Annotated in this window: 16 protein-coding genes; 4 read left to right on the top strand and 12 right to left on the bottom strand. The window is 36.8% G+C overall.

The window, feature by feature from the left end:
- The first annotated feature begins 19 nt into the window (after window positions 1-19).
- The gene (gene pepF, locus V7138_RS16875; RefSeq protein WP_335399427.1) at window positions 20-1,834 is read left to right on the top strand and encodes an oligoendopeptidase F; all 1,815 of its coding nucleotides are present in this window, start codon (window positions 20-22) and stop codon (window positions 1,832-1,834) included.
- 103 nt (window positions 1,835-1,937) lie between these two features.
- Here pepF and V7138_RS16870 read toward each other — a convergent pair whose 3' ends face one another.
- From V7138_RS16870 to V7138_RS16855, 4 genes are all read right to left on the bottom strand, one after another.
- Window positions 1,938-2,894 (bottom strand): MBL fold metallo-hydrolase, encoded by a 957-nt coding sequence (locus V7138_RS16870; protein ID WP_335399425.1) that lies wholly within the window; start codon window positions 2,892-2,894, stop codon window positions 1,938-1,940.
- Between the two features lie 96 nt (window positions 2,895-2,990).
- Window positions 2,991-3,380, bottom strand: a complete 390-nt coding sequence (locus tag V7138_RS16865; RefSeq protein ID WP_335399424.1) for a VOC family protein — start codon at window positions 3,378-3,380, stop codon at window positions 2,991-2,993.
- A 49-nt stretch (window positions 3,381-3,429) separates the two neighbouring features.
- Complete coding sequence (locus tag V7138_RS16860; protein ID WP_335399423.1) at window positions 3,430-4,185, bottom strand: class I SAM-dependent methyltransferase; 756 nt, start codon at window positions 4,183-4,185, stop codon at window positions 3,430-3,432.
- Entirely contained in the window at window positions 4,175-4,915 is a 741-nt protein-coding gene (locus V7138_RS16855; protein ID WP_335399421.1) for a nucleotidyltransferase domain-containing protein, read from the bottom strand. Before V7138_RS16855 ends, V7138_RS16860 begins: the two co-directional genes overlap by 11 nt.
- A 143-nt stretch (window positions 4,916-5,058) precedes the next feature.
- Between V7138_RS16855 and V7138_RS16850 the strand changes: the two genes are divergently transcribed.
- Window positions 5,059-5,499, top strand: coding sequence for a GNAT family N-acetyltransferase (locus V7138_RS16850; protein ID WP_335399420.1), 441 nt, complete (start codon window positions 5,059-5,061; stop codon window positions 5,497-5,499).
- Between the two features lie 221 nt (window positions 5,500-5,720).
- Here V7138_RS16850 and V7138_RS16845 read toward each other — a convergent pair whose 3' ends face one another.
- The 3 genes from V7138_RS16845 to V7138_RS16835 all read right to left on the bottom strand — a co-directional run bounded on the left by V7138_RS16845 (window position 5,721) and on the right by V7138_RS16835 (window position 9,665).
- Complete coding sequence (locus V7138_RS16845) at window positions 5,721-6,092, bottom strand: hypothetical protein (protein ID WP_438824370.1); 372 nt, start codon at window positions 6,090-6,092, stop codon at window positions 5,721-5,723.
- A gap of 236 nt (window positions 6,093-6,328) precedes the next feature.
- The gene (locus V7138_RS16840) at window positions 6,329-8,701 is read right to left on the bottom strand and encodes a polyprenyl synthetase family protein (protein ID WP_335399417.1); all 2,373 of its coding nucleotides are present in this window, start codon (window positions 8,699-8,701) and stop codon (window positions 6,329-6,331) included.
- An 82-nt stretch (window positions 8,702-8,783) separates the two neighbouring features.
- Window positions 8,784-9,665, bottom strand: coding sequence for an aminoglycoside 6-adenylyltransferase (locus V7138_RS16835; protein WP_335399416.1), 882 nt, complete (start codon window positions 9,663-9,665; stop codon window positions 8,784-8,786).
- Window positions 9,666-9,950: 285 nt separating this feature from the next.
- Between V7138_RS16835 and V7138_RS16830 the strand changes: the two genes are divergently transcribed.
- A complete protein-coding gene (locus tag V7138_RS16830; RefSeq protein ID WP_335399415.1) occupies window positions 9,951-11,657 on the top strand; it encodes a M6 family metalloprotease domain-containing protein in 1,707 nt (568 codons plus the stop codon).
- A 169-nt stretch (window positions 11,658-11,826) separates the two neighbouring features.
- Here the strand turns inward: V7138_RS16830 and V7138_RS16825 are convergent, their stop codons facing one another.
- Both V7138_RS16825 and V7138_RS16820 read right to left on the bottom strand, forming a co-directional pair.
- Window positions 11,827-13,998 (bottom strand): DNA topoisomerase III, encoded by a 2,172-nt coding sequence (locus V7138_RS16825; protein WP_438824368.1) that lies wholly within the window; start codon window positions 13,996-13,998, stop codon window positions 11,827-11,829.
- An 80-nt stretch (window positions 13,999-14,078) separates the two neighbouring features.
- The gene (locus V7138_RS16820; protein WP_335399412.1) at window positions 14,079-15,191 is read right to left on the bottom strand and encodes a histidine kinase N-terminal domain-containing protein; all 1,113 of its coding nucleotides are present in this window, start codon (window positions 15,189-15,191) and stop codon (window positions 14,079-14,081) included.
- A 174-nt stretch (window positions 15,192-15,365) separates the two neighbouring features.
- On the opposite strand from V7138_RS16820, the gene V7138_RS16815 reads away from it, so the two are divergent.
- The gene (locus V7138_RS16815) at window positions 15,366-15,812 is read left to right on the top strand and encodes a cupredoxin domain-containing protein (RefSeq protein WP_335399410.1); all 447 of its coding nucleotides are present in this window, start codon (window positions 15,366-15,368) and stop codon (window positions 15,810-15,812) included.
- A gap of 35 nt (window positions 15,813-15,847) precedes the next feature.
- Here the strand turns inward: V7138_RS16815 and V7138_RS16810 are convergent, their stop codons facing one another.
- The 3 genes from V7138_RS16810 to V7138_RS16800 form a co-directional block, all read right to left on the bottom strand.
- Entirely contained in the window at window positions 15,848-16,252 is a 405-nt protein-coding gene (locus tag V7138_RS16810; RefSeq protein ID WP_335399409.1) for a hypothetical protein, read from the bottom strand.
- A 100-nt stretch (window positions 16,253-16,352) separates the two neighbouring features.
- On the bottom strand, window positions 16,353-18,269 hold the full coding sequence (locus V7138_RS16805; protein ID WP_335399407.1) for a vWA domain-containing protein: 1,917 nt from the start codon (window positions 18,267-18,269) through the stop codon (window positions 16,353-16,355).
- A 10-nt stretch (window positions 18,270-18,279) separates the two neighbouring features.
- Window positions 18,280-19,164, bottom strand: coding sequence for an ATP-binding protein (locus V7138_RS16800; RefSeq protein WP_335399405.1), 885 nt, complete (start codon window positions 19,162-19,164; stop codon window positions 18,280-18,282).
- Window positions 19,165-19,286 lie beyond the last annotated feature (122 nt).

Genomic DNA, 19,286 nt, shown 5'->3' with positions numbered 1-19,286 from the left:
GTTTTATGGGGGTAGAATCATGACGAAAGTAAAAGAAAAATTATTAACTCGTGCTGAGGTTCCTGTAGAGCAAACATGGAATCTCGAAGACTTATTTCCATCAGTTGATGCTTGGGAACAAGAATTAGCTGCTATTGAGTCAGATGTATCGACCGTTACAAAATATAAAGGTCACTTAGATGAAGATGCAAAGACATTTTTAGCATGCTTACTTGCAGAAGAAGAACTGAGAAAGCGAATGATTTTAGTTGGTACATATGCTAGTCTACGATTTAATGAGGATGCGACAAATCCAGAAAACCAAGGAAATGCAGCAAGAGTATCATCTGTTTTTTCAGGGATTAGTGCAGCACTTTCATTTATAGACTCTGAAATCCTTGCTTTACCCGAGGGCACGATTGAACAATACATAAAAGAAGAAAGAAAACTTGAAGTTTTCGAGAATAATTTAAAGGTGATTCTGGAGAAAAAGCCACATACCCTATCACCTGAAACAGAAGAAGCGCTAGCTGCTCTTGGCGAAGTCCATAATGCACCATACATGATTTATCAACGCAGCAAAGCATCTGATATGACTTTCCCTTCTTTTAAGGATGATGAAGGCAATGAGCTCCCACTCTCCTTTGCATTGTTTGAAGATCGGTACGAACTATCTGAAAATCCAACGATCAGACACAATGCATTTGATGCATTTTCTGATACTTTGAAAAAATATCAGAATACATTTGCGGCTGCATATGCAACAGAAGTAACGAAACAAGTAACACTTTCAAAGCTACGTAACTATGAAACAGTTACACAAATGCTTCTTCATCCGCAGCAGGTTACGTTAGAAATGTACAATAACCAATTAGATATTATTCAAACTGAGCTTGCGCCACATATGCGTAAGTTTGCGAAGCTTAAGCAACGCGTGCTTGGGTTAGAAAAAATGCATTTTAGCGATTTAAAAGCACCACTTGACCCTGATTTTAATCCAAAAACAACCTATGAAGAGGCGTCAAAAACCATTCTTGAGGCATTACAAGTTATGGGTCCTGAGTATAGTGCCATTATGGAAAAGGGGCTGACAGAGCGCTGGGTGGACCTCCCTGCTAATGTAGGTAAATCAACAGGCGCTTTTTGTTCGAGTCCATACGGAGCCCATCCATATATATTAATTACGTGGACGGATACAATGCGTGGAGCGTTCATTTTAGCTCATGAACTTGGTCATGCAGGTCATTTTTATTATGCGAATGGACATCAGCGTGTTGGAAATACACGTCCGTCGACCTACTTTATCGAAGCTCCTTCAACTATGAACGAGTTACTTCTTGCTGAACATCTGTTATCGAAAACAGATGATAAGAGAATGAAGCGATGGGTGATTCTTCAATTACTTGGTACGTACTATCATAACTTTGTAACCCACCTACTTGAGGGTGAATACCAGCGTCGTGTCTATTCACTAGCTGAAAGCGGAAAACCGATCACTGCTCCTGCATTAAGTGCTATTAAAGGTAAAGTATTAAAATCCTTCTGGGGAGATGCAGTGGAAATTGATGATGCTGCTAGCTTAACTTGGATGCGTCAGCCACATTATTATATGGGTCTATATCCATATACATATTCTGCCGGATTAACCGCATCTACTGCTGTTGCACAGCTAATCAAAGAGGAAGGTCAGCCTGTAGTTGAACGCTGGATTGAAGTGTTAAAAGCTGGCGGTACCATGAAACCACTTGAATTAATGAAATATGCTGGTGTTGACATGTCTAAACCAGATGCAATTCGCAAAGCAGTTGCATATGTTGGTGAGTTAATTGAGGAACTAGAAGGACTTTACGAATAAGAGTTAAATGCCCAGAGTTTTTTCTGGGCATTTTCTCTTAAAAATACGAAAATAAAAATGTCGTTTATATGTATTGATACAATTTGTCCACCCGTATTTTTAATTATTCCTTAGACTGATGTAAATAAAAATTATATACCTTTATAAGGTTAGCTTTAATTCCATTTATACCTTGCCAACTCATATACTGTTCTGGAACCGTTATATAAGACAACAATGAATCTAAAGAAACACTTCCTTTTACTGCTTCTATTGAAGTCTCGATTATAAATGATAAATAACTTGTCATCGTATCCAGTAATTGTTTACTTCCAATATTTCCATGTCCTGGAACAAATGTATGAATATCCATCTCTTTAACCTTCTCCAAAATAAAATAAAATTCTTCTGGATTGTGTATAGGGACATGTAAATTTTCTGTTAGTAAATCTCCCATAAACGCAATTTTTTCATTAGGTAAAAACATATATGTATCACTCGGGCTATGCCCACCGCCTAAGCAGTGTAACATGATCTTTCTGTCGGAGCCTTCAATGATTAACTTTTCTTCAAAAAGAAGATTGGGTAATACAGGTTTAAGTTTCATTAAATCATCTAGTACCTTTGACATTTCATTAAACTGGTTCGTTAGACTAGAATTAATTACTACATCATGATTTTCTCTTATTTTATTTCTAAGACTGCCAAGATACTCCTCCATTTCTTTACGTTCGATCTCTAAATCTTGCATTTTATTTCTTTCAATAAAACATTGTTTTGTAATCGTTGTTGAAACTATCGTTGCATCTAAAAATGCTTGATTTCCAAAAACATGGTCACCATGATAGTGGCTGTTAATTAGGTATTTCAGCTTTTTACCGGTTATTATTTCTGCTTGTCTCCGTAATTCATAACCAGCGGAGGGGGTAGAATGAGAGTCAAAAACTAATATTTCATCTCCTAAATCAACAATACCCGCATTGCTCCAAGCACCATTACCGCGTTTTGCTATGGTTGCAAATACTCCATCACATAGTGAATACAAATTGAAAAATTCAGTTTCTTTAATTAATTCTTTCATCCTATAATACCCCTTTGCGGTTTCAGAAAGAACTTCCAAGCCTTACTCCCCATTGTTTCTATATTCTTGTAAAACTAATATCCGATTTTAAAGTTATTAACCTGTACAAGCCATGATTACATTTCCATCAGGGTCTTTGAAATTAAACCATGCAAAGTTCTCTCCAACACGTTCAATTTTCCTTACAATTTCGATCTCTTTTGATTGAATAAAATCGTAGGCTACATTAATGTCTTCAACTAGAAAATTAAAAATTGGGCTTGATGATGGTGCATGAGTAAAAGTTGGATCAAAAGCATGGTCATCTAATGTTAAGCTTGTTGTTCCAGTAATTGGGATGTTATACACGGGAGATTGAACCGAATTTAAATCGAACTCTAATCCTAAAATGTTGCTATACCATTCAACTGCTTTTTTTAAATCTGTAACATGAATGAATACTCCACCCATTGTATTTTTAATTGGTGATAGGTTAGAACTAATCATTAATACACATCCTTTTATATAAATTTATCTTGTTTTTGCCTGCCATTAATTATAGTTTTCGAGCTTTAATAATCATCGTTGTTGGAAATTTACGAGCTTTGTATAATGAATAATAACGGTCTGAAACCTCAGCTTCAGTTGAAGCGAAGGACTCTGATACATCACTTTCGATTACTTTTTCTATTGTAAACCCCACTTTAATTAGCTCATTTATATATGTACTCATTTTTCGTGTTGGAATGACCATTGGGGCATCTTCACCTTTGAACTTTTTGTATGTAACTGTATCTTCGTGTTGATATGTGCCTTCCAAGTAAATTCTCCCATTTTCACCTTTAAGTTGAGGATATAATGGATGGTCCCAACTGAAAATGAAATATCCGCCTGTGTTCAAATAAGAATGGATTAGCTTAAAGGTTGCAGATAAATCTATCGTCCAACCAATCGCATAAATCGAATAGACTAAATCAAAATAATCCTTTGGAATGCCAATATCCTCCTCCATCGGTGCACAAAATAAGTGAGGATTCAATCCATCTAGGGTTTCGTTCGCAGTTACAATTTGGGATTCTGACAAATCTATTCCCCAAATTTCTCCCGCTCCTTTTCTTTCCATGTATCGTAATGAATGCCCGCTTCCACAACCTATATCAAGCACTTTCCTAAGTGGTAATTTTTCAATCAGTCTCAACTCATCCTCTGTTTGTGCAAACGGACCATAGCTTGGTAGCGCATCCTTCCCATTAAAATGATGTGCGACAATGTCCCAGCTCTTTTTATTATTTTTGAGTATCTCATTTTTCATTTTGTTTTTCACTACCTTTCCCTAGCTTAAATCCCTCAAACAAACGCCCACCATATGGCTGTAAGATATCATCAACTACTTGAATAACCTTGCATTTATCCCCGTTTCTATAAAATAACTCAAATGCAGCTACAAACCGAATTGTCAACTTTTCGTCGAATTCTTTTAGGGCACAATACACCCATTTTGAAGCTCCAATCCAATTGCGATTTGTTCTTAAAACGAATTCACTTGTCAATTCAACAAGGCTATTTGCAATGAATATTGCTTCCTCTCTTTTCTCACTACCAATGAAATCATAAAGCGTATCTGTGATAATATACCTTTTCGTATCAATCATTTCCTTCGTCCATTCATCTGGTCGATTGTCTAAAATTTCCTTAGCTTCTTTTTTAATTGCTTGAAGAATTCCATCATCCTTTATAACAATGCCTTCATAAACCATCCTCGGCATTGATGGTCTTGCGCGTATTTTATCGGATTCAAAAAACTGTCTATAGGATGTATCGTTATGTACAAAAACCTCAATAGGCAAACCAAAGTCAAATAATGATTCTCTGTATGAAGAAGGAATGTTCTTATCGAAAACAATAATGTCCAGATCAGATGTTTCTGTTGCTTCTCTCCTTGTTACACTTCCTGCTAAAAGGGCAGCATGACAATTAGGAAAACGGTTTTGAATAAATTGTTGGGCTGCTTTTATGGGGTTCATTTTATGGACAGTTGCCAAGAATACCACCTCAAAATTATCTATACAAAACCTACATTCTACAAATATTGATAAATTCCTTTTTATTCCTTTCTAAAAATATGAAGGAAATTAAACTCATTAATAGAATTATTATTTTAACGGGTATTAAATGGAGGAAAATCATGTTAGAAGTGAAAATTATTAATCCAGAAATGACGTACGGATTAAGACATCGCATTTTGCGCCCACACCAGCCATTGGAAGCTTGCTTATATGATACCGATCATCAAGAAGGTGGATTCCATGTTGGGGCTTATTATGAAGAAAAATTAATAAGCATCGCTTCCTTTTGCGCCGTATTACACGAAGATTTACCTAGTAGAAAGCAATACCGTCTTAGGGCAATGGCAACACTTGAGGAATACCGAAAGCTAGGTGCAGGACGTACAGTTGTAGATTTTGCAGAAAGTATCTTAAAGGAAAAGGATACAGAACTTCTATGGTGCATGGGTAGAACAAGCGTACAGGGATATTATGAAAGATTAGGCTTTAAGCCACATGGGGATGTCTTTGATTATCCGCCTATTGGTCCACATATTGTGATGGTGAAACATTTAATCTAGGAAACAAGAGGAGAGTTTTAATGAAGATACGTAGTATTATCTTTTATATTGTCATTTTTGGCATTATTGTTATATTGAATAGTTTATTAGTCCTCTACTCTCCTTTTGCTTTTGTAAGAGTGGTTAACCTCATTCTGGTTATCATAGATTCTGTAATAATTGGTTCATTTTTACGAGAAATTTTCATTATACAAAATAAGGCTGATCAAAAAATAAATTAATTAAAAACAAGTAAACGATTGGATTTGTCGCAGACTAATTCCGAAAAACACCCATCTAAAGCCATTCCATCTATAACCAGAGACAGATGTTCTACCAACAAAGGTTGGATAGAACCAGAATTGCCCAGCACCTCTTAGCCATACGTAGGTATATCTGAATAAACATCTTCGGATACTTCCTGGATCAATCGCGAATGCTTGTGCTTGTTGAGATTGCGTTGGAACAAATGATGGTGGTGGTGCAGTTGGTGGTCCTCCTCCTTGACCTTGACCTGGTGTTCCAAAAGGCGGTCCAAATCCAGGACCTTGACTAGGTGTTCCGAATGGTGGCCCCATCGGACCTCCTCCAAATGGAGGGAAGAATGAACCCATTTGTCTTTCGTAATCGTCATAATAATCGAAATCTGTGTGGTATGTTATTGGTGGTGATATTAAACTATTTGGATCGTAATAATACATCTATGTTTCACTCCTTATTCATAGGGCTACTAGCATCCTATTCGATAGGCTTATGCCTTTCAACTTGTACTTTGGAAATGTGCGTTTGCCTAGCCAGTGAGGATAAGTAAAAAATACCCACCCCCTTACTTAGGAGGCAGGCATTTCTATTAGTGATTTCTTTGCACAAAATAATTCAAAATTCGTTTCAAGAATGTCGTTTTAAGTTGAATTCCTTCCAATGCTTCAAGAGCGAGACAATAATGTTCCCACATCTCTTTTTTGGCGGCCTCTACACCTAAAATAGAAACAAACGTAGATTGATTATTTTCTACATCTTTACCAACCGTTTTTCCGAGCAAATCTGTTGTACCTTCAACATCTAATAAATCATCCTTTATTTGAAAGGCAATACCTGCATGATAAGCAAACTTCTTTAAAGCACCCACGACTATTTCATCTACATCTGCTAGAATGGAAGGCATGATAAGAGCTGCCTCAAACCCTTTGCCGGTTTTTAAAAAGCACATCTGATTGAGCTGTTCAAGTGATAAGTCTTTTCCTTTGGACTCTAAATCCATTGCTTGCCCTTTGCACATATCCATCGTGCTCTCAGCTGAGTATTGGATTAACTTCAGTACATTTTTCGTATTAAAATAAGTAAGTGAGGATTGCTCAACTGTAGCTCTTTGTGTCAAAAAAAGGCCTGTTAATTCAGCAACGGCATTATTATATGACTGATGGACAGTTGGTCGCCCTCTTCGAAATGCGGCATTATCCTGGGATGGTAAATCATCATATATTAAAGATGCTGTATGCATATATTCTATTGACCTCAATAGTGGAAAAATCATTTCTTCATCTAATCCATATTCCTTTACTCCCATCATCCAGGTCACGATTGGTCGAAGCCTTTTCCCCTCTCCGTCCAAACTGTAATTTGCAGCATCAGTTATTGGCGAGGAATCTATTTCATTATTATCAATGTGTAATTGATCATTTATCTTTCTGCGTACTTCTTCAATCAACTCAGAGAATTCTTCCTGCTTTTTTTGTTCACTTTTTAAACTGGTGACCATCTCGTCTCGCAATAGTTTATCAAAGAAATCTACGTCATCAGCTTTTTGAACCATTTTTTCGATCAACCGATTAAAGAGAGGAGTATCTCCTGCAAATGTTTCCATTACTTCTTCGTACATTTTATTTCCTACGCGCTTTTTAAATCGTTTTAGCCCATTAATAGCTCGGTCTATAATGATTTCACGGGTATTTGGATCGGAATGATAAACATGGTGGATTAAATATGAGATGACTGCCCAATATAGTTGATATGGATTCACTAAATCCGGTCGCTTTTTATGATGTTTAAAATAATACGTATACGGCGTTACAGCACCATCCTTCATATCAGAAAATAGATCAGCAAAGTCATCTGCAAGTTGATTATAGATTCCGTAACAAAAGGTACGTTGATCAATGTTATCATCATGAGAAGCATTAATTAATGATCGAACAATTAGTCTAGATGAGGAAGATTTAATCATAATATGTATATATATATCTTCATTCGTATACGTTTCATTCGCAAGGTTTTTATCACGATCGACTTCTTGGGAATGAAAAAATACATAGGATTGTTCGAAAAAAGAATGTAAGGTCTCTTGTGGCTGTTGGTTCTTAATATATTGAAAAGCTTCAGTTAGTTCTGATTGAACAAATTCTAGTAATTCTTTATTTTCACCTGACCATCTCCCTGGTTTGGGGGCAGTTCCTGTTAAAAGTGCGGTACGAATCATACTAGAATATTGTCTTTCTTCTTGTACAGATAAAACCTTCGCATCTAAAAGATCATCAATAAAGGGATAGGTGAGACCGTAGGCATAGCCTAATCGAATGGCACGATCAATTCTTTTGGAACGTTGTTCTGGTGATACGTTTTCTCCCATTTCATCCATTTCATTAATAACTACACCAGCGATGATTTTGAGCAATTTTCTTCTTGCATGTGTTTCATCCATTCCTTCTGGAATATTCGCTAAAACAATCATTAGCCTATCCATTAACCAAATTATAGTGGACTCAATCCCCTCTTTTTGCCCCCATCTATACAAACCAGCCATGCTAAAAATATCTAATTCCTCTTTCTTATCATTGGAAGTTGTTTGGATCAAGTAATCTTTCAAGTTGGAAACCACAGTATTAATTCTATTTTGTGTAGCTATTGAATGGACATCTTTACCCATGTCTCTCATAAAAATATAAGATATACTTCTATTTAAGTATTGATCTAATTTTCCAGTGTAATGTAGCCATCTTATATAGCTATTATAATCTTGGGTTTCGGATTTTCTCTTTGTGCTGATTCGAAAAGGAAGTAAGGAACGATAAATATGCTTCTGTTTCCAAGAATTGATGTCTTTTGTTAGTATTGGAATATAGTTCCTCTCCTTAACATCTTTAAATAACACTTGAAAATATTGGGTTGCCTTCTTCTCAGCTAATTGATACCTATTTTCGGCACTTTTATTTAATCCAACATTCATTTTGCAGATACCTCGACTTTTGTGATCATTACCCTATATTTATGCTTACTAATTTAATATTATCGTTCCAAAAAAAGGTCTCTTAATATATTTCCTTAGCCTCAGACGGTAAATTTCTTACATGTTTTAAATATTCCATCATGTTTCGGTCATCCTCAATTGGATAGATAAATGAGAACTTTTTACCAACTTCTTTAGCTAACATTCTAAATAGTTCACAAGTGACAAATATCGAGTTCCATAATCTTTCATAAGAAGCATCCGAATACGTTTTTTCGTACTGCTGCCAATAGGAATTTGGAAGATATTCTTTAAAATATTTCCCCATTTTTCCAACGGAGATACGGAAATCAGTTTTACAGCCAATCCACCAGGAAACCATCTCATCCAAATGTGGCCTGATAATTGATTCAAACATTTGCTTAGCGTAAGGTAATTCGTCACGCCAAATTCCTTTTGCTACATTTTGTAAACACCACAAAAAATCATTGCAACAACTAAAATATATGGCTGCAGTTGGCTGTTTTACATGATAGTCAATATCTGTTGGGTCAGGAATTGATGGTAAAATATTGTCTTTATCTAATAAAGGAACGGTTAGTTTGTCATTTCCGTATTCCTCAAGCATTTTTTCTTTTGTTTCAATATGAAGGTCGATACGATTTCCATCTTTAAAAAGCATTAAATATCCATATGATTGTTGGAAACCTGCTTGATCACCCCATGATTGATTATTCTTATCTGGTTCCTGTAGCATTAGCAATTCACCAAAGATATGTATCCAATATTCATCCATTATAAACGATTCAGTTTCCGTTACCACATATACAATATCGTAATCTTGAAAAATATCCTTAGGAACATTTGGATTTGTTCGTGAGCCATTCATGTAAACGGCACGAATTCGCTCATCAATACTGGCAATATTCAAAATTAAATCCATCATCTCTTGGTCAGATCTCATAAAAAAACTCCTCACGATTAATTTGTGTAATGTTAACTTCGATTCTCACCACAAATTCACCTTCAATTTTCCAAATATATGGAGCGAAGATTTTTCATAACTACTATAAAAGATACAAGTTTAAGGCAATCACCCCAAGTCTTTCAGACTAGATTTCTATGACTTTGTATCGATATGTAAAAGAATGAGAACTAGGACACAGGGTCTAATAGGACAAAGGATTCTTATAATTATCAAAATATTCTGTTATGTTTTAACTATCATATTTAAAGGAGTGTGTTGTTATTGTTAAAGGTTCTCACAAAAACAGGTTTAACGCTTGCTTTAGCCGGTAGTGTGGTGTTTTCAGGATTACAGTTGAATGGAAGCCCTACTAAAGAATCAAGCAAATATGACTTGAGTCTAGCGAATTATGTCGCTGCGACTCCTGAACTAGCTGACAAGGCAAAAGAGCTAGGATTTAATGTTTCAAAGGCAGACCCTGCTGAGAAAATTGCGAATCACGGAAATAAGTTTCAACAAGCTGGTGAAAACCATGTTTCCTACAAGACAGCAAATGGTGATGTACCAGTATTGGTAATTCTAGCTAAGTATAAGGATGGCGACGAACCTTTAGGTGACCTTGAGGGACAGGTTCCTGCTAAGTATTACGAGGACCTTATTTTCGGAGATACATACAATCCATATGAGCTAGATGCTTTTAAACAATACGACGGTCCAAATGTGCCAAAAGATCGTACTATGCAAAACGCTTATAAAGAATCTAGTTATGGGAAAGTACATCTTGTACACGATGGCGCTGAACTTGTTTGGGTAGAGCTTCCTAAAGGTGCTTCCTATTACCTTGACCAAAAAGAAACTTATGCTGAAAATGGAAAGTATGTGCTTGGTAACGTAAATGGCGATGCCCATACGGGAGAGTTTGTCCGCGACTTACTGAAGGCTGCTGATGATCAAATTGACTTTTCGCAATACGCCATTGATGGAGAAGTTCCAAACGTATTCGTCGTTCATGAAGGAACCGGTGCTGAATGGAGCAGAGACCCCGCACAATTCTGGTCACATAAATGGAATCTCTTAAGTGCGCTCTACTACGGTAAATACTATGAAACTGGTATACCAGCGGATGTTCATGCGGGTATGAGTCAGCCGGAATGGATTAACAAAACAATAGCCGAAGACATGACCTATGATGGCGTAATCGTTAACAACTATAATATCCAACCAGCTATTGGCGGAAATGTGGCAGGGTTTAATGCTGCAACTGGTGAATATGATGAAGCGTCTATTACTGGCCCTTATCCAGCGCAGGTTGGTGTATATGCCCATGAATTCGGTCATGCGTTAGGATTACCAGATTTCTATGATACAGTATATAACTCTGAAGGTACTGGTAACTACTCGATGATGTCAGGTGGTTCCTGGATGCGTTACCCTGATGCTCTACAGTACAATGGTAACTCACCTACCCATTTTGATCCATTCTCTAAGATTTTCTTAGGCTGGGTGAATTCGATTGAAATATCACCTGAAGACGGAGTTCAACAAATCACATTACCTTCAATTGACAAGGCAACAGATAGCAACGGGATTGTAAAAATGGAAGTTCCTGGTTCAAACGGTACAGAATATTTCTTATTTGAAAATGTACAGCAAAGCGGCTTCAACCAAGGCTTAATCCGTCAAGGTGAAGATGCCCATGGTTTGGTTGCATGGCATGTTGATGAGAATATTATCAATTTATACCAAACGGCCGGCTTCCGACCAAACAATGTAGCAAACTGGATGAATAAGAGATTCCAATACAACCAATCTCAAACAGCAAGTAATGGAACTATTGTTACGCATTATGGTCTGTCAGTTTTACAAGCAGATGGGTTATATGATTTAGAGAAAAATGTGAACCGCGGAGATGCGGGTGACTTCTTCAAAACGGGAGATACTATAACACCTGTCTCAAGCAATGTTCATAATGGCTCCTACTACTTTTAAAAAGGTAATGGTTCTACACCTGCTGATTCAGGAATCCATGTAACAGATATAGTAGAAAATGAAGATGGTTCCATTACCGCTAATTTCTATTACAGCATAAACGAGGGTAAGAAAAAATAAATATGAAGAGAGAAACCTGAGACTAGTCTCAGGTTTCTTTTATCTTGACCTACTTATCTAACTTTAGTTTTGCCAAGGCATCTGCTAATGCGGTGTTGATTGGTTCTTCTTTTTGTTGTTTTTTCATGTAATTCGATACTTCTCTTTTTGATAGTTTCCCTGATTGGTTCTTTTTGCGACGTTCGTTGAAGGCTGAAAGTTTTTCTCGGTGTCCACATTTACAAACGAATAACTGGCCTTCCCCTTCTCCGCGCAATTCCATCTTTTTATGGCAGTTCGGACATCTAGCATTTGTTTGTTTTGCGATGTTTTTCCGATGCCCACATTCACGATCCTGACAGACAAGCATTCTTCCTTTTTTCCCGTTGACCTCAAGCATTAACTTTCCACATTCTGGACATTTTGTGCCAGTAATATTGTCGTGTTTAAACTTTGAATCGCTTGTTTTAATATCTGAAACTACTTGCTTCGTGTATTGTTTAATATCTGAGATGAACGCGTTCTTTTTCAATCGGCCTTTAGCAATTTGTTCAAGTTTTTGCTCCCATTCAGCAGATAACACAGGAGATTTCAAGTCATCTGGAACAAGTTCTAATAGTTGTTTGCCTTTATTTGTAATGTGGATATCTTGCCCTCTTTTTTCAATTAAAAATGTATTAAATAACTTATCAATAATATCCGCACGTGTTGCTACCGTACCTAACCCACCGGTTTTCCCAATTGTATCAATTAAATCCTTGCTTTCCCCCGCCATATATTTTGCTGGATTTTCCATTGCAGAAAGTAAGGTACCTTCATTGAATGGCTTTGGTGGTTGTGTTTCTTTTTCAATTTCCTTAACAGAAAGGACATTAAGGCTCTTTCCTAGTTGAACAGTTGCTGGAATTTGGCCTTCATCCTCATTCTCATCGATTGAAGTGATGACCTCTTTCCAACCTAATGAAGTGACAGTGATCCCTTTTGCTACAAATAGTTCCTTACCGATATGTGCTTGAACCGTTTTTTGCTCATACATATATGGTGGAAGAAATACAGCTAAGAACCGCTTTACAATCAAGTCATAAATTTTTTCTTCCTTCGCGGATAAGGCCTGTAGATTCGGACGCTCCTCAGTTGGGATAATAGCATGGTGGTCTGTTACCTTGCTATTGTCGATGAACGATTTGTTTGTCTTAATTCCGTTTTTTAAGATTTTTGCGCCAAGCTTCGCATATGGCTGCACCATACATCCTTCAATCCGATCCTTTAGTGTATCGATGATATCTGTTGAGAGATATTTTGAATCAGTACGTGGGTAGGTAACAAGCTTATGATGTTCATACAACTTTTGTAGAACATTCAAGGTTTCTTTTGCTGAAAAACCAAACCGTTTATTCGCGTCTCGCTGTAACTCTGTTAAATCATAAAGCTGTGGAGCATAGGTTTTCTTCTGGGATGTCTGCACATCGATGATTTTCGCATCCTGACCCTGTAGAGAGCGCACAATTGATGCCGAAACATCTTTTTTAAAAATACGTTGCTCCTTTGTCTTTTCATGCTGCCACTTTAGAGTTAAATCGTCAGTTGTTGCTTTTATTTCATAATAAGGTATAGGCCTAAAGTTCTTAATTTCTTCATCACGCTTTGCAATAATGGCTAAGGTTGGAGTCTGCACTCTTCCACATGAAAGCTGTGCATTAAACTTTGTTGTTAAGCTCCGTGTTGCATTAATTCCGACGAGCCAATCTGCTTCAGCACGAGCAACTGCCGATAAATAAAGATTTTCGTATTCCTTCCCATTTTTTAAAGAGGCAAAGCCTTGTCTAATTGCTTTATCCGTTACGGATGAAATCCATAATCGTTTGATTGGCTTGCGGGTGTTAGATTTCTCAATAATCCATCTTGCGACGAGCTCCCCTTCTCGTCCAGCATCGGTTGCGATAATGATTTCATTCACATCCTTACGATGCATTTGCGTTTTAACAGCACTATATTGTTTGCCTGTTTGTTTTATAACAACAAGGCTTAAAGGATTAGGAATAATCGGTAAGTCCTCTAGTTTCCATGATTTATAGTGGTCTCCATATTTTTCAGGGTCTGCTAAAGTGACTAAATGGCCTAAAGCCCAAGTTACAATATATTTATCCCCTTCGAAAAAGCCGTTGCCTTTTTTATGACAGTTTAATACCCGGGCAATGTCTCTTCCAACAGAAGGTTTTTCTGCAAGAACAAGTGATTTCATATTCATTCCTCCAATTCACGCTTCCTATTATACACGATTCCACAATGAAGGCATAAAGAAAACCCGGCAAGATGCCGAGTTTATTGTTCGTGAGCAGGTAAGATAATTTTAAATTCAGTTTCAATTGAATTGGATGTACAACCAATGGAACCACCGTGTTTTTCAATAATTTTTTTACAAACAAACAATCCAATCCCTGTACCAAATTCTTTTGTTGTATAAAATGGTTCGAAGATAGTATCCAATGATTCCTGTGGAATGGCAGGTCCATTGTTAATAATTGAAACAACTATTTGGTTATCGGTATGATGTACATTGATCCAAATGTTCCGATCAGCTTCTCTTTGTTTTAACGCGTCAATCGAATTCATTAAAATATTTAACAAGACTTGTCTGATTTCATCCTTATTAACGGTTATATGGATGCCCGATTCAATATCAGTGTGAACCTTTACATCACTATCTAAAATACTCGCATAGATAAACTCTGTTATATCAGTAAATAAGTCAAGTAATGAAACTTCATTTTCATTGTTTTCAATTAATTCCTTTTTGGAAACATGCAAGAACTGTGAAATTTTGTAGTTTAGCTGATTTAATTCATGACTAATTATATCTAAATATTTAATATCCGGGTTATCATTTCCTATTAATTTCACAAAGCCGATTACTGCCGTAAGTGGATTTCGGAACTCATGAACGAACGTCGATGCCATTTGTCCTAAAATCGTTAAACGTTCCTGATGACTTTGGTCAATGTATTGGATTTTTTCCTGGAGTTGCTTTTCTTTCATTTCGGTGTATTTAGATACTGCATGATAAGAAAACAAATCAAAAATCCGATTTACCTCTTCGAAAACAGGATCCAATCGGTCATGACTAATGTTTGACCTATATATGTATTTTAATATTTCACTTCTACCGAGGTTTACATTATAAACAAACTCACCAATATTAATATTCGCTTCAACGCGTTCTTTCGCCAGCTTAAAAGCAAACAATTTTAGTTTTTCTTCATCAATTGGATTTAAAAGTGAGTTTTTGACCATTTCAAACATGGTTAAGCCGTTCAATACTAATTTTTCCTTATGAACATCATATTCGGACATCACAGTTTTATCTTTCCAAGCTTTTAAAAATATCGATAAATTACTTTCAAGGTAATAGATGAGCTCTCCAATTACAGGATTCATTTGGGTCAAGTCCTTTCAAATCAATCTTAAATAGATGTAAAGTCCAAGTTATCTATACTATTCTACATAATTCGCATAAATCCTTTTTGAATTTTAGAAAAATTAAAATAGTAGACAAGTTTTATAGTGGGTCAAGCATACATTATAAGGAGACAAACTATAGGAGGGTTGATTATGAAATTTGTAGTGATAAAAAGGAGCTGGATTGTTGCCGCTTTTGTTGCTGCAGTGGTAATGGTTGGAGGATGGGTTTGGCTGCAGCCTGAAATCATTCCGACAATTGCCCCGCAGGCTGCTAAAAACGATGTTGTGATACATATTACAACAGGAGAACTAAAATCAACGACAGATGATGGCAAAGAAATCGAGTCCTACTTCTGGAATCCAGGAACTGTATATGTCCCAGAGGGCAAGGAAGTTACCTTCAATATTTACGGAGTTAACGGGAAAGAACACTCCTTCTATATCGAGGGAACAGACATAAAAGGGACAGTCAAGAAAGGCGAGGAAATCTCGATCAAAGCTAACTTTAAGGAAGAAGGCATGTACCGCATTATTTGCTTAAACCACTCAGATAAAAACAATAATGGTCCAATGATTGGTTATATTGTTGTGGATTAACCAGAAAACAGGAGAACCTAGGGCTCTCCTGTTTTTTAGATTTTCCTAACCGTAATTGCATTTGTCGTTTTCTTTACAATACAGTCCTCGATATCTGCTTGTCCAAGCAAACCAAGCGTAATCGCGGCGTCAACCTTCTGCTGATCAGGGCGCTTAATGATTTGGATGCAATCGATGAGATTTAATTCTTCTAATCTACTGACCATTTTCTCATCATGATAGCTTTCGGCCAACCGGATTTGTCGCTGTATTTTGTAATCTCCAACAATTGATTCCCCTTTTTCCTGCTTTCCAACTGTTTCATCAAAGTAATCATTAAGGACCTTTTTCATGTCTTTTAATTCTTTTTCGATTTCCTTCGCCTTTTCACTTAAAGTAACGTACTTTTCTATTAGTTCCTCTGGAAGTTGAGTAAAACGCTTTGCATTCTGCACAATCATCACCCCTATTTCCTTGTTACTACATCATATGATAGGGGGTGGGATAACATTCTTTCACAGAAAAAATCCAGCTGCAACAGCTGGATTTACATGTAATTCGTTAAATACTTTTATACAACAGCTTTTTCAACAATGGAAACAAAACATCAGGTAATTGGTCGATGTTTGGGACTAAAATGCTGTACTTTCCGTAAATGTTTTGGATCGTTGTTTGCTGGCCCTCATCGATCTCTCCATTTGATAAAAAGACATTAATGACCTCAATACCGTGCTTTCGTGCTTTAAGCACAGCCTCATGTGTATCGATGATTCCATTTTGCTCATAATCAAAAGCCGCAGGCTCACCGTCAGAAAAGACGAGTAGGAATTTTTGTTTTTCAGTACGCTTTAATAGCTTTTTGGTTTGCAAGCGGATTGAAAAACCGTCACGATTGTCTTCTTCTGGCTCCAGCTGCATGATTTCAGCTCCATAGCTACGTTTCAATGAGGAATCAAAATCAATCACCGTTTGCATGTAGTTCGGTTGCTTCGTACTATCTGCATCATTGGTATCCTCCCAGAAACCTGTCACATCATGTGGAACCTGGACAGATTTCAGTGCTTCATGAAACAGCGCGATCCCGAGCTTCGTCTGGTCCATTTTATCGAACATCGATGCAGAGCAATCGACTAATAACGAGAATACAGCATCAATTTGATGGGATGGTTGTTCTTTTTTATAAAATAATCTTGGATTGTCATCTGTAAAAATACGAATGAGTTTTTTATTCAATCGTCCAAAATGCAAATCCCCTCTTGGAAGATTCTTTTTATGCTCCAATGTTTTTATAATCATTTGTTTCAGCTTCTTTTGATACGGAGCAATAATCGCTTTGTTTTTCTCGTATTGAATGACTTCATCCTCTGACGGCCTTCGTGCTTTTTTAAAGACTGGGTAAGCAAATCGATTTTCTTTTCCAAATTCAGATTCTGAAGAACCTTCCTTCTCAGAATCGACTATTTCCGTTGCTTCAAGTTTGGAGTAATCATTGTTTTTACTTCTCCGGGAAGAGCCTTGAGCAATCCCTAAAGCTTGGTCACCCTCCTCGCCTTCCCTTGCCCCTTCACCCATCAGATTCGTTCTAGATCCTTGTTCTAAATCAAATTGCAAAAAGCTTTTTGTGGGTGTGCTTGTTTCTCGATGCCAGGTTTCGAATTTCTCCTCATGGATATCCTCATCCCCTTTTTTAACATCATCGAGCATATCATTGTTTTTTAACTTATCCTTGCGTTTTAAATCATCGATTGTTATTCCATCCTCAAGGATGTCATACTCAAGCTCTGGTAAATGAAAATAAGTATTTAACATATCCTCATCTAGGACATCCTCTAAAACATCAATTATGTCTACACATATCTTAATAATGTCTTTTGTTGATTTTGAATCAAAGACTTTTGCGATTTGGCTACGCAGAAATGGCAGGACAAGATCAATTTTTTCTTGAATGGGTGGAATCTCTTCAAGTGGGGATTGAGCTGTTTCCAATAAAAATAGTGCGTTAAACAGAGCATCTGTTGGAACACTTTTAACCAAATTTACGTGGAGCTGGTCCTCATAATACTTACGATAAATTCGTCTTCTTTGGGTAAAGGTCTTTCGTGTTCCAGGCCGTTCCTTTATACATAGCTCTTCTAAACGAAAGTCTTCAAATAGCATGAAAAGCTGTTTTGCAAAGCTTGGAAGCTCGCTGCTTCTGCAATATTTTAGAAACTGAGCAATTTCCCTAAAATTTGTGTATTTCATACTTCCGATAGTTCGTAAGAAGACATCACTTAATAATCCATTTCGTTTGTCATCATTGGGACGATTATCCCAAAAATGGCTAATGATGACTTTTTGTTGAATTGGGTCAAAGTATGATTTATAGCCTAGCTCAATTTCGAGTTCAGGATTTTTCGAGATTGTTTTCGCAAGGTCAGATAATTCCATGAACAAAAAGGAGTCGACCTTTTTATCATTAAATTGTATAAATCTCATTGTAAAAACCTCACTCAAACAGAGTTTCTGCTATATTTTTAACCGCTGCTTTCTCTCGATCATCCTCTAGCTTTTCAGTAATTCCACGTTCAATGGCACGTAATGGCGGCATGTACATAGCCAGATCACAAGTATCAATCAACGCTCGGATAGACGCAGCCTCTTCTGAGAGCATACCACCACGGACCTGTGTGATTAAATCAGATGATAAAGAAACAAATTTATCAATTAAATTTTCATCTTGTAATCCTGTTTGTGAGTGCAGAACTTTCTTAAGCGTCTCTCCTTGAATATAAGGAACATCAATAACCACAAAACGGTTTTTAAGGGCTTCATTCAAAGGTACAGTTCCAACATAGCCTTCATTGATCGCTGCAATGACACCAAAACCCGTTTCGGCACGAACCACTTCTGCCGTAAATGGATTTGTGATCATTTTTCGATAATCGAGCACACCATTTAAGATCGGTAATGTCTCTGGCTTTGCCATATTGATTTCGTCAATGTAAAGGAGGTATCCTTTTTTCATAGCATTGATGACCGGACCTGAAACGAATTCGATTTTCATTTTTCCATCATTCTCTTGAATGGTTTTATAGCCAAGTAACGCCTCAGCATCTAGATCGACTGAACAGTTTATGCTGTACATTGGCTGCTGGAATAAATAAGAAATGGTTTCGGCTAGTTTTGTTTTTCCAGAACCTGTTGGACCTTTCAAGAGCACATTTTTACCAATGCTTAACGCAATGATTGCGTCACGAATAATATTAATATCTGAAGGTGTGTACCCGCCATTGCCGATTAAAAGCTCATCACCGGAAACTTGGTTCTTTCTATTTAAAATTTCAGTTTGTATATTTGTTGGTAACTTCAATTCTTCTAGTTGAATTGTCATGACGTATCAAATCCTCTCATACATATCTTTATACCCTCACGTATTGTACCGAAGATTGGACCATGGGGCAATGAATTGACCTTGATAGTCAAGTATTTGTGCCATTTTCAATAAAGATATGG

The sequence above is a fragment of the Bacillus sp. JJ1533 genome (assembly GCF_036965045.1).
Lineage (GTDB): Bacteria > Bacillota > Bacilli > Bacillales > Bacillaceae_L > Ferdinandcohnia.
The sequence above is the reverse complement of the archived record's forward strand: the minus strand, read 5'-3'. Positions and strand labels throughout refer to the sequence as shown.

Bases quoted from the DNA above. Each gene is read 5' to 3' on its own strand.
- V7138_RS16865 (WP_335399424.1), bottom strand. From the start codon at position 3,380: ATGATTAGTTCTAACCTATCACCAATTAAAAATACAATGGGTGGAGTA.
- V7138_RS16850 (WP_335399420.1), top strand. From the start codon at position 5,059: ATGTTAGAAGTGAAAATTATTAATCCAGAAATGACGTACGGATTAAGA.
- V7138_RS16810 (WP_335399409.1), bottom strand. From the start codon at position 16,252: ATGATTGTGCAGAATGCAAAGCGTTTTACTCAACTTCCAGAGGAACTA.
- V7138_RS16870 (WP_335399425.1), bottom strand. From the start codon at position 2,894: ATGAAAGAATTAATTAAAGAAACTGAATTTTTCAATTTGTATTCACTA.
- V7138_RS16845 (WP_438824370.1), bottom strand. From the start codon at position 6,092: ATGGGTTCATTCTTCCCTCCATTTGGAGGAGGTCCGATGGGGCCACCA.
- V7138_RS16805 (WP_335399407.1), bottom strand. From the start codon at position 18,269: ATGAGATTTATACAATTTAATGATAAAAAGGTCGACTCCTTTTTGTTC.
- V7138_RS16820 (WP_335399412.1), bottom strand. From the start codon at position 15,191: ATGAATCCTGTAATTGGAGAGCTCATCTATTACCTTGAAAGTAATTTA.
- V7138_RS16860 (WP_335399423.1), bottom strand. From the start codon at position 4,185: ATGAAAAATGAGATACTCAAAAATAATAAAAAGAGCTGGGACATTGTC.
- V7138_RS16840 (WP_335399417.1), bottom strand. From the start codon at position 8,701: ATGAATGTTGGATTAAATAAAAGTGCCGAAAATAGGTATCAATTAGCT.
- V7138_RS16825 (WP_438824368.1), bottom strand. From the start codon at position 13,998: ATGAAATCACTTGTTCTTGCAGAAAAACCTTCTGTTGGAAGAGACATT.
- pepF (WP_335399427.1), top strand. From the start codon at position 20: ATGACGAAAGTAAAAGAAAAATTATTAACTCGTGCTGAGGTTCCTGTA.
- V7138_RS16800 (WP_335399405.1), bottom strand. From the start codon at position 19,164: ATGACAATTCAACTAGAAGAATTGAAGTTACCAACAAATATACAAACT.
- V7138_RS16815 (WP_335399410.1), top strand. From the start codon at position 15,366: ATGAAATTTGTAGTGATAAAAAGGAGCTGGATTGTTGCCGCTTTTGTT.
- V7138_RS16835 (WP_335399416.1), bottom strand. From the start codon at position 9,665: ATGAGATCTGACCAAGAGATGATGGATTTAATTTTGAATATTGCCAGT.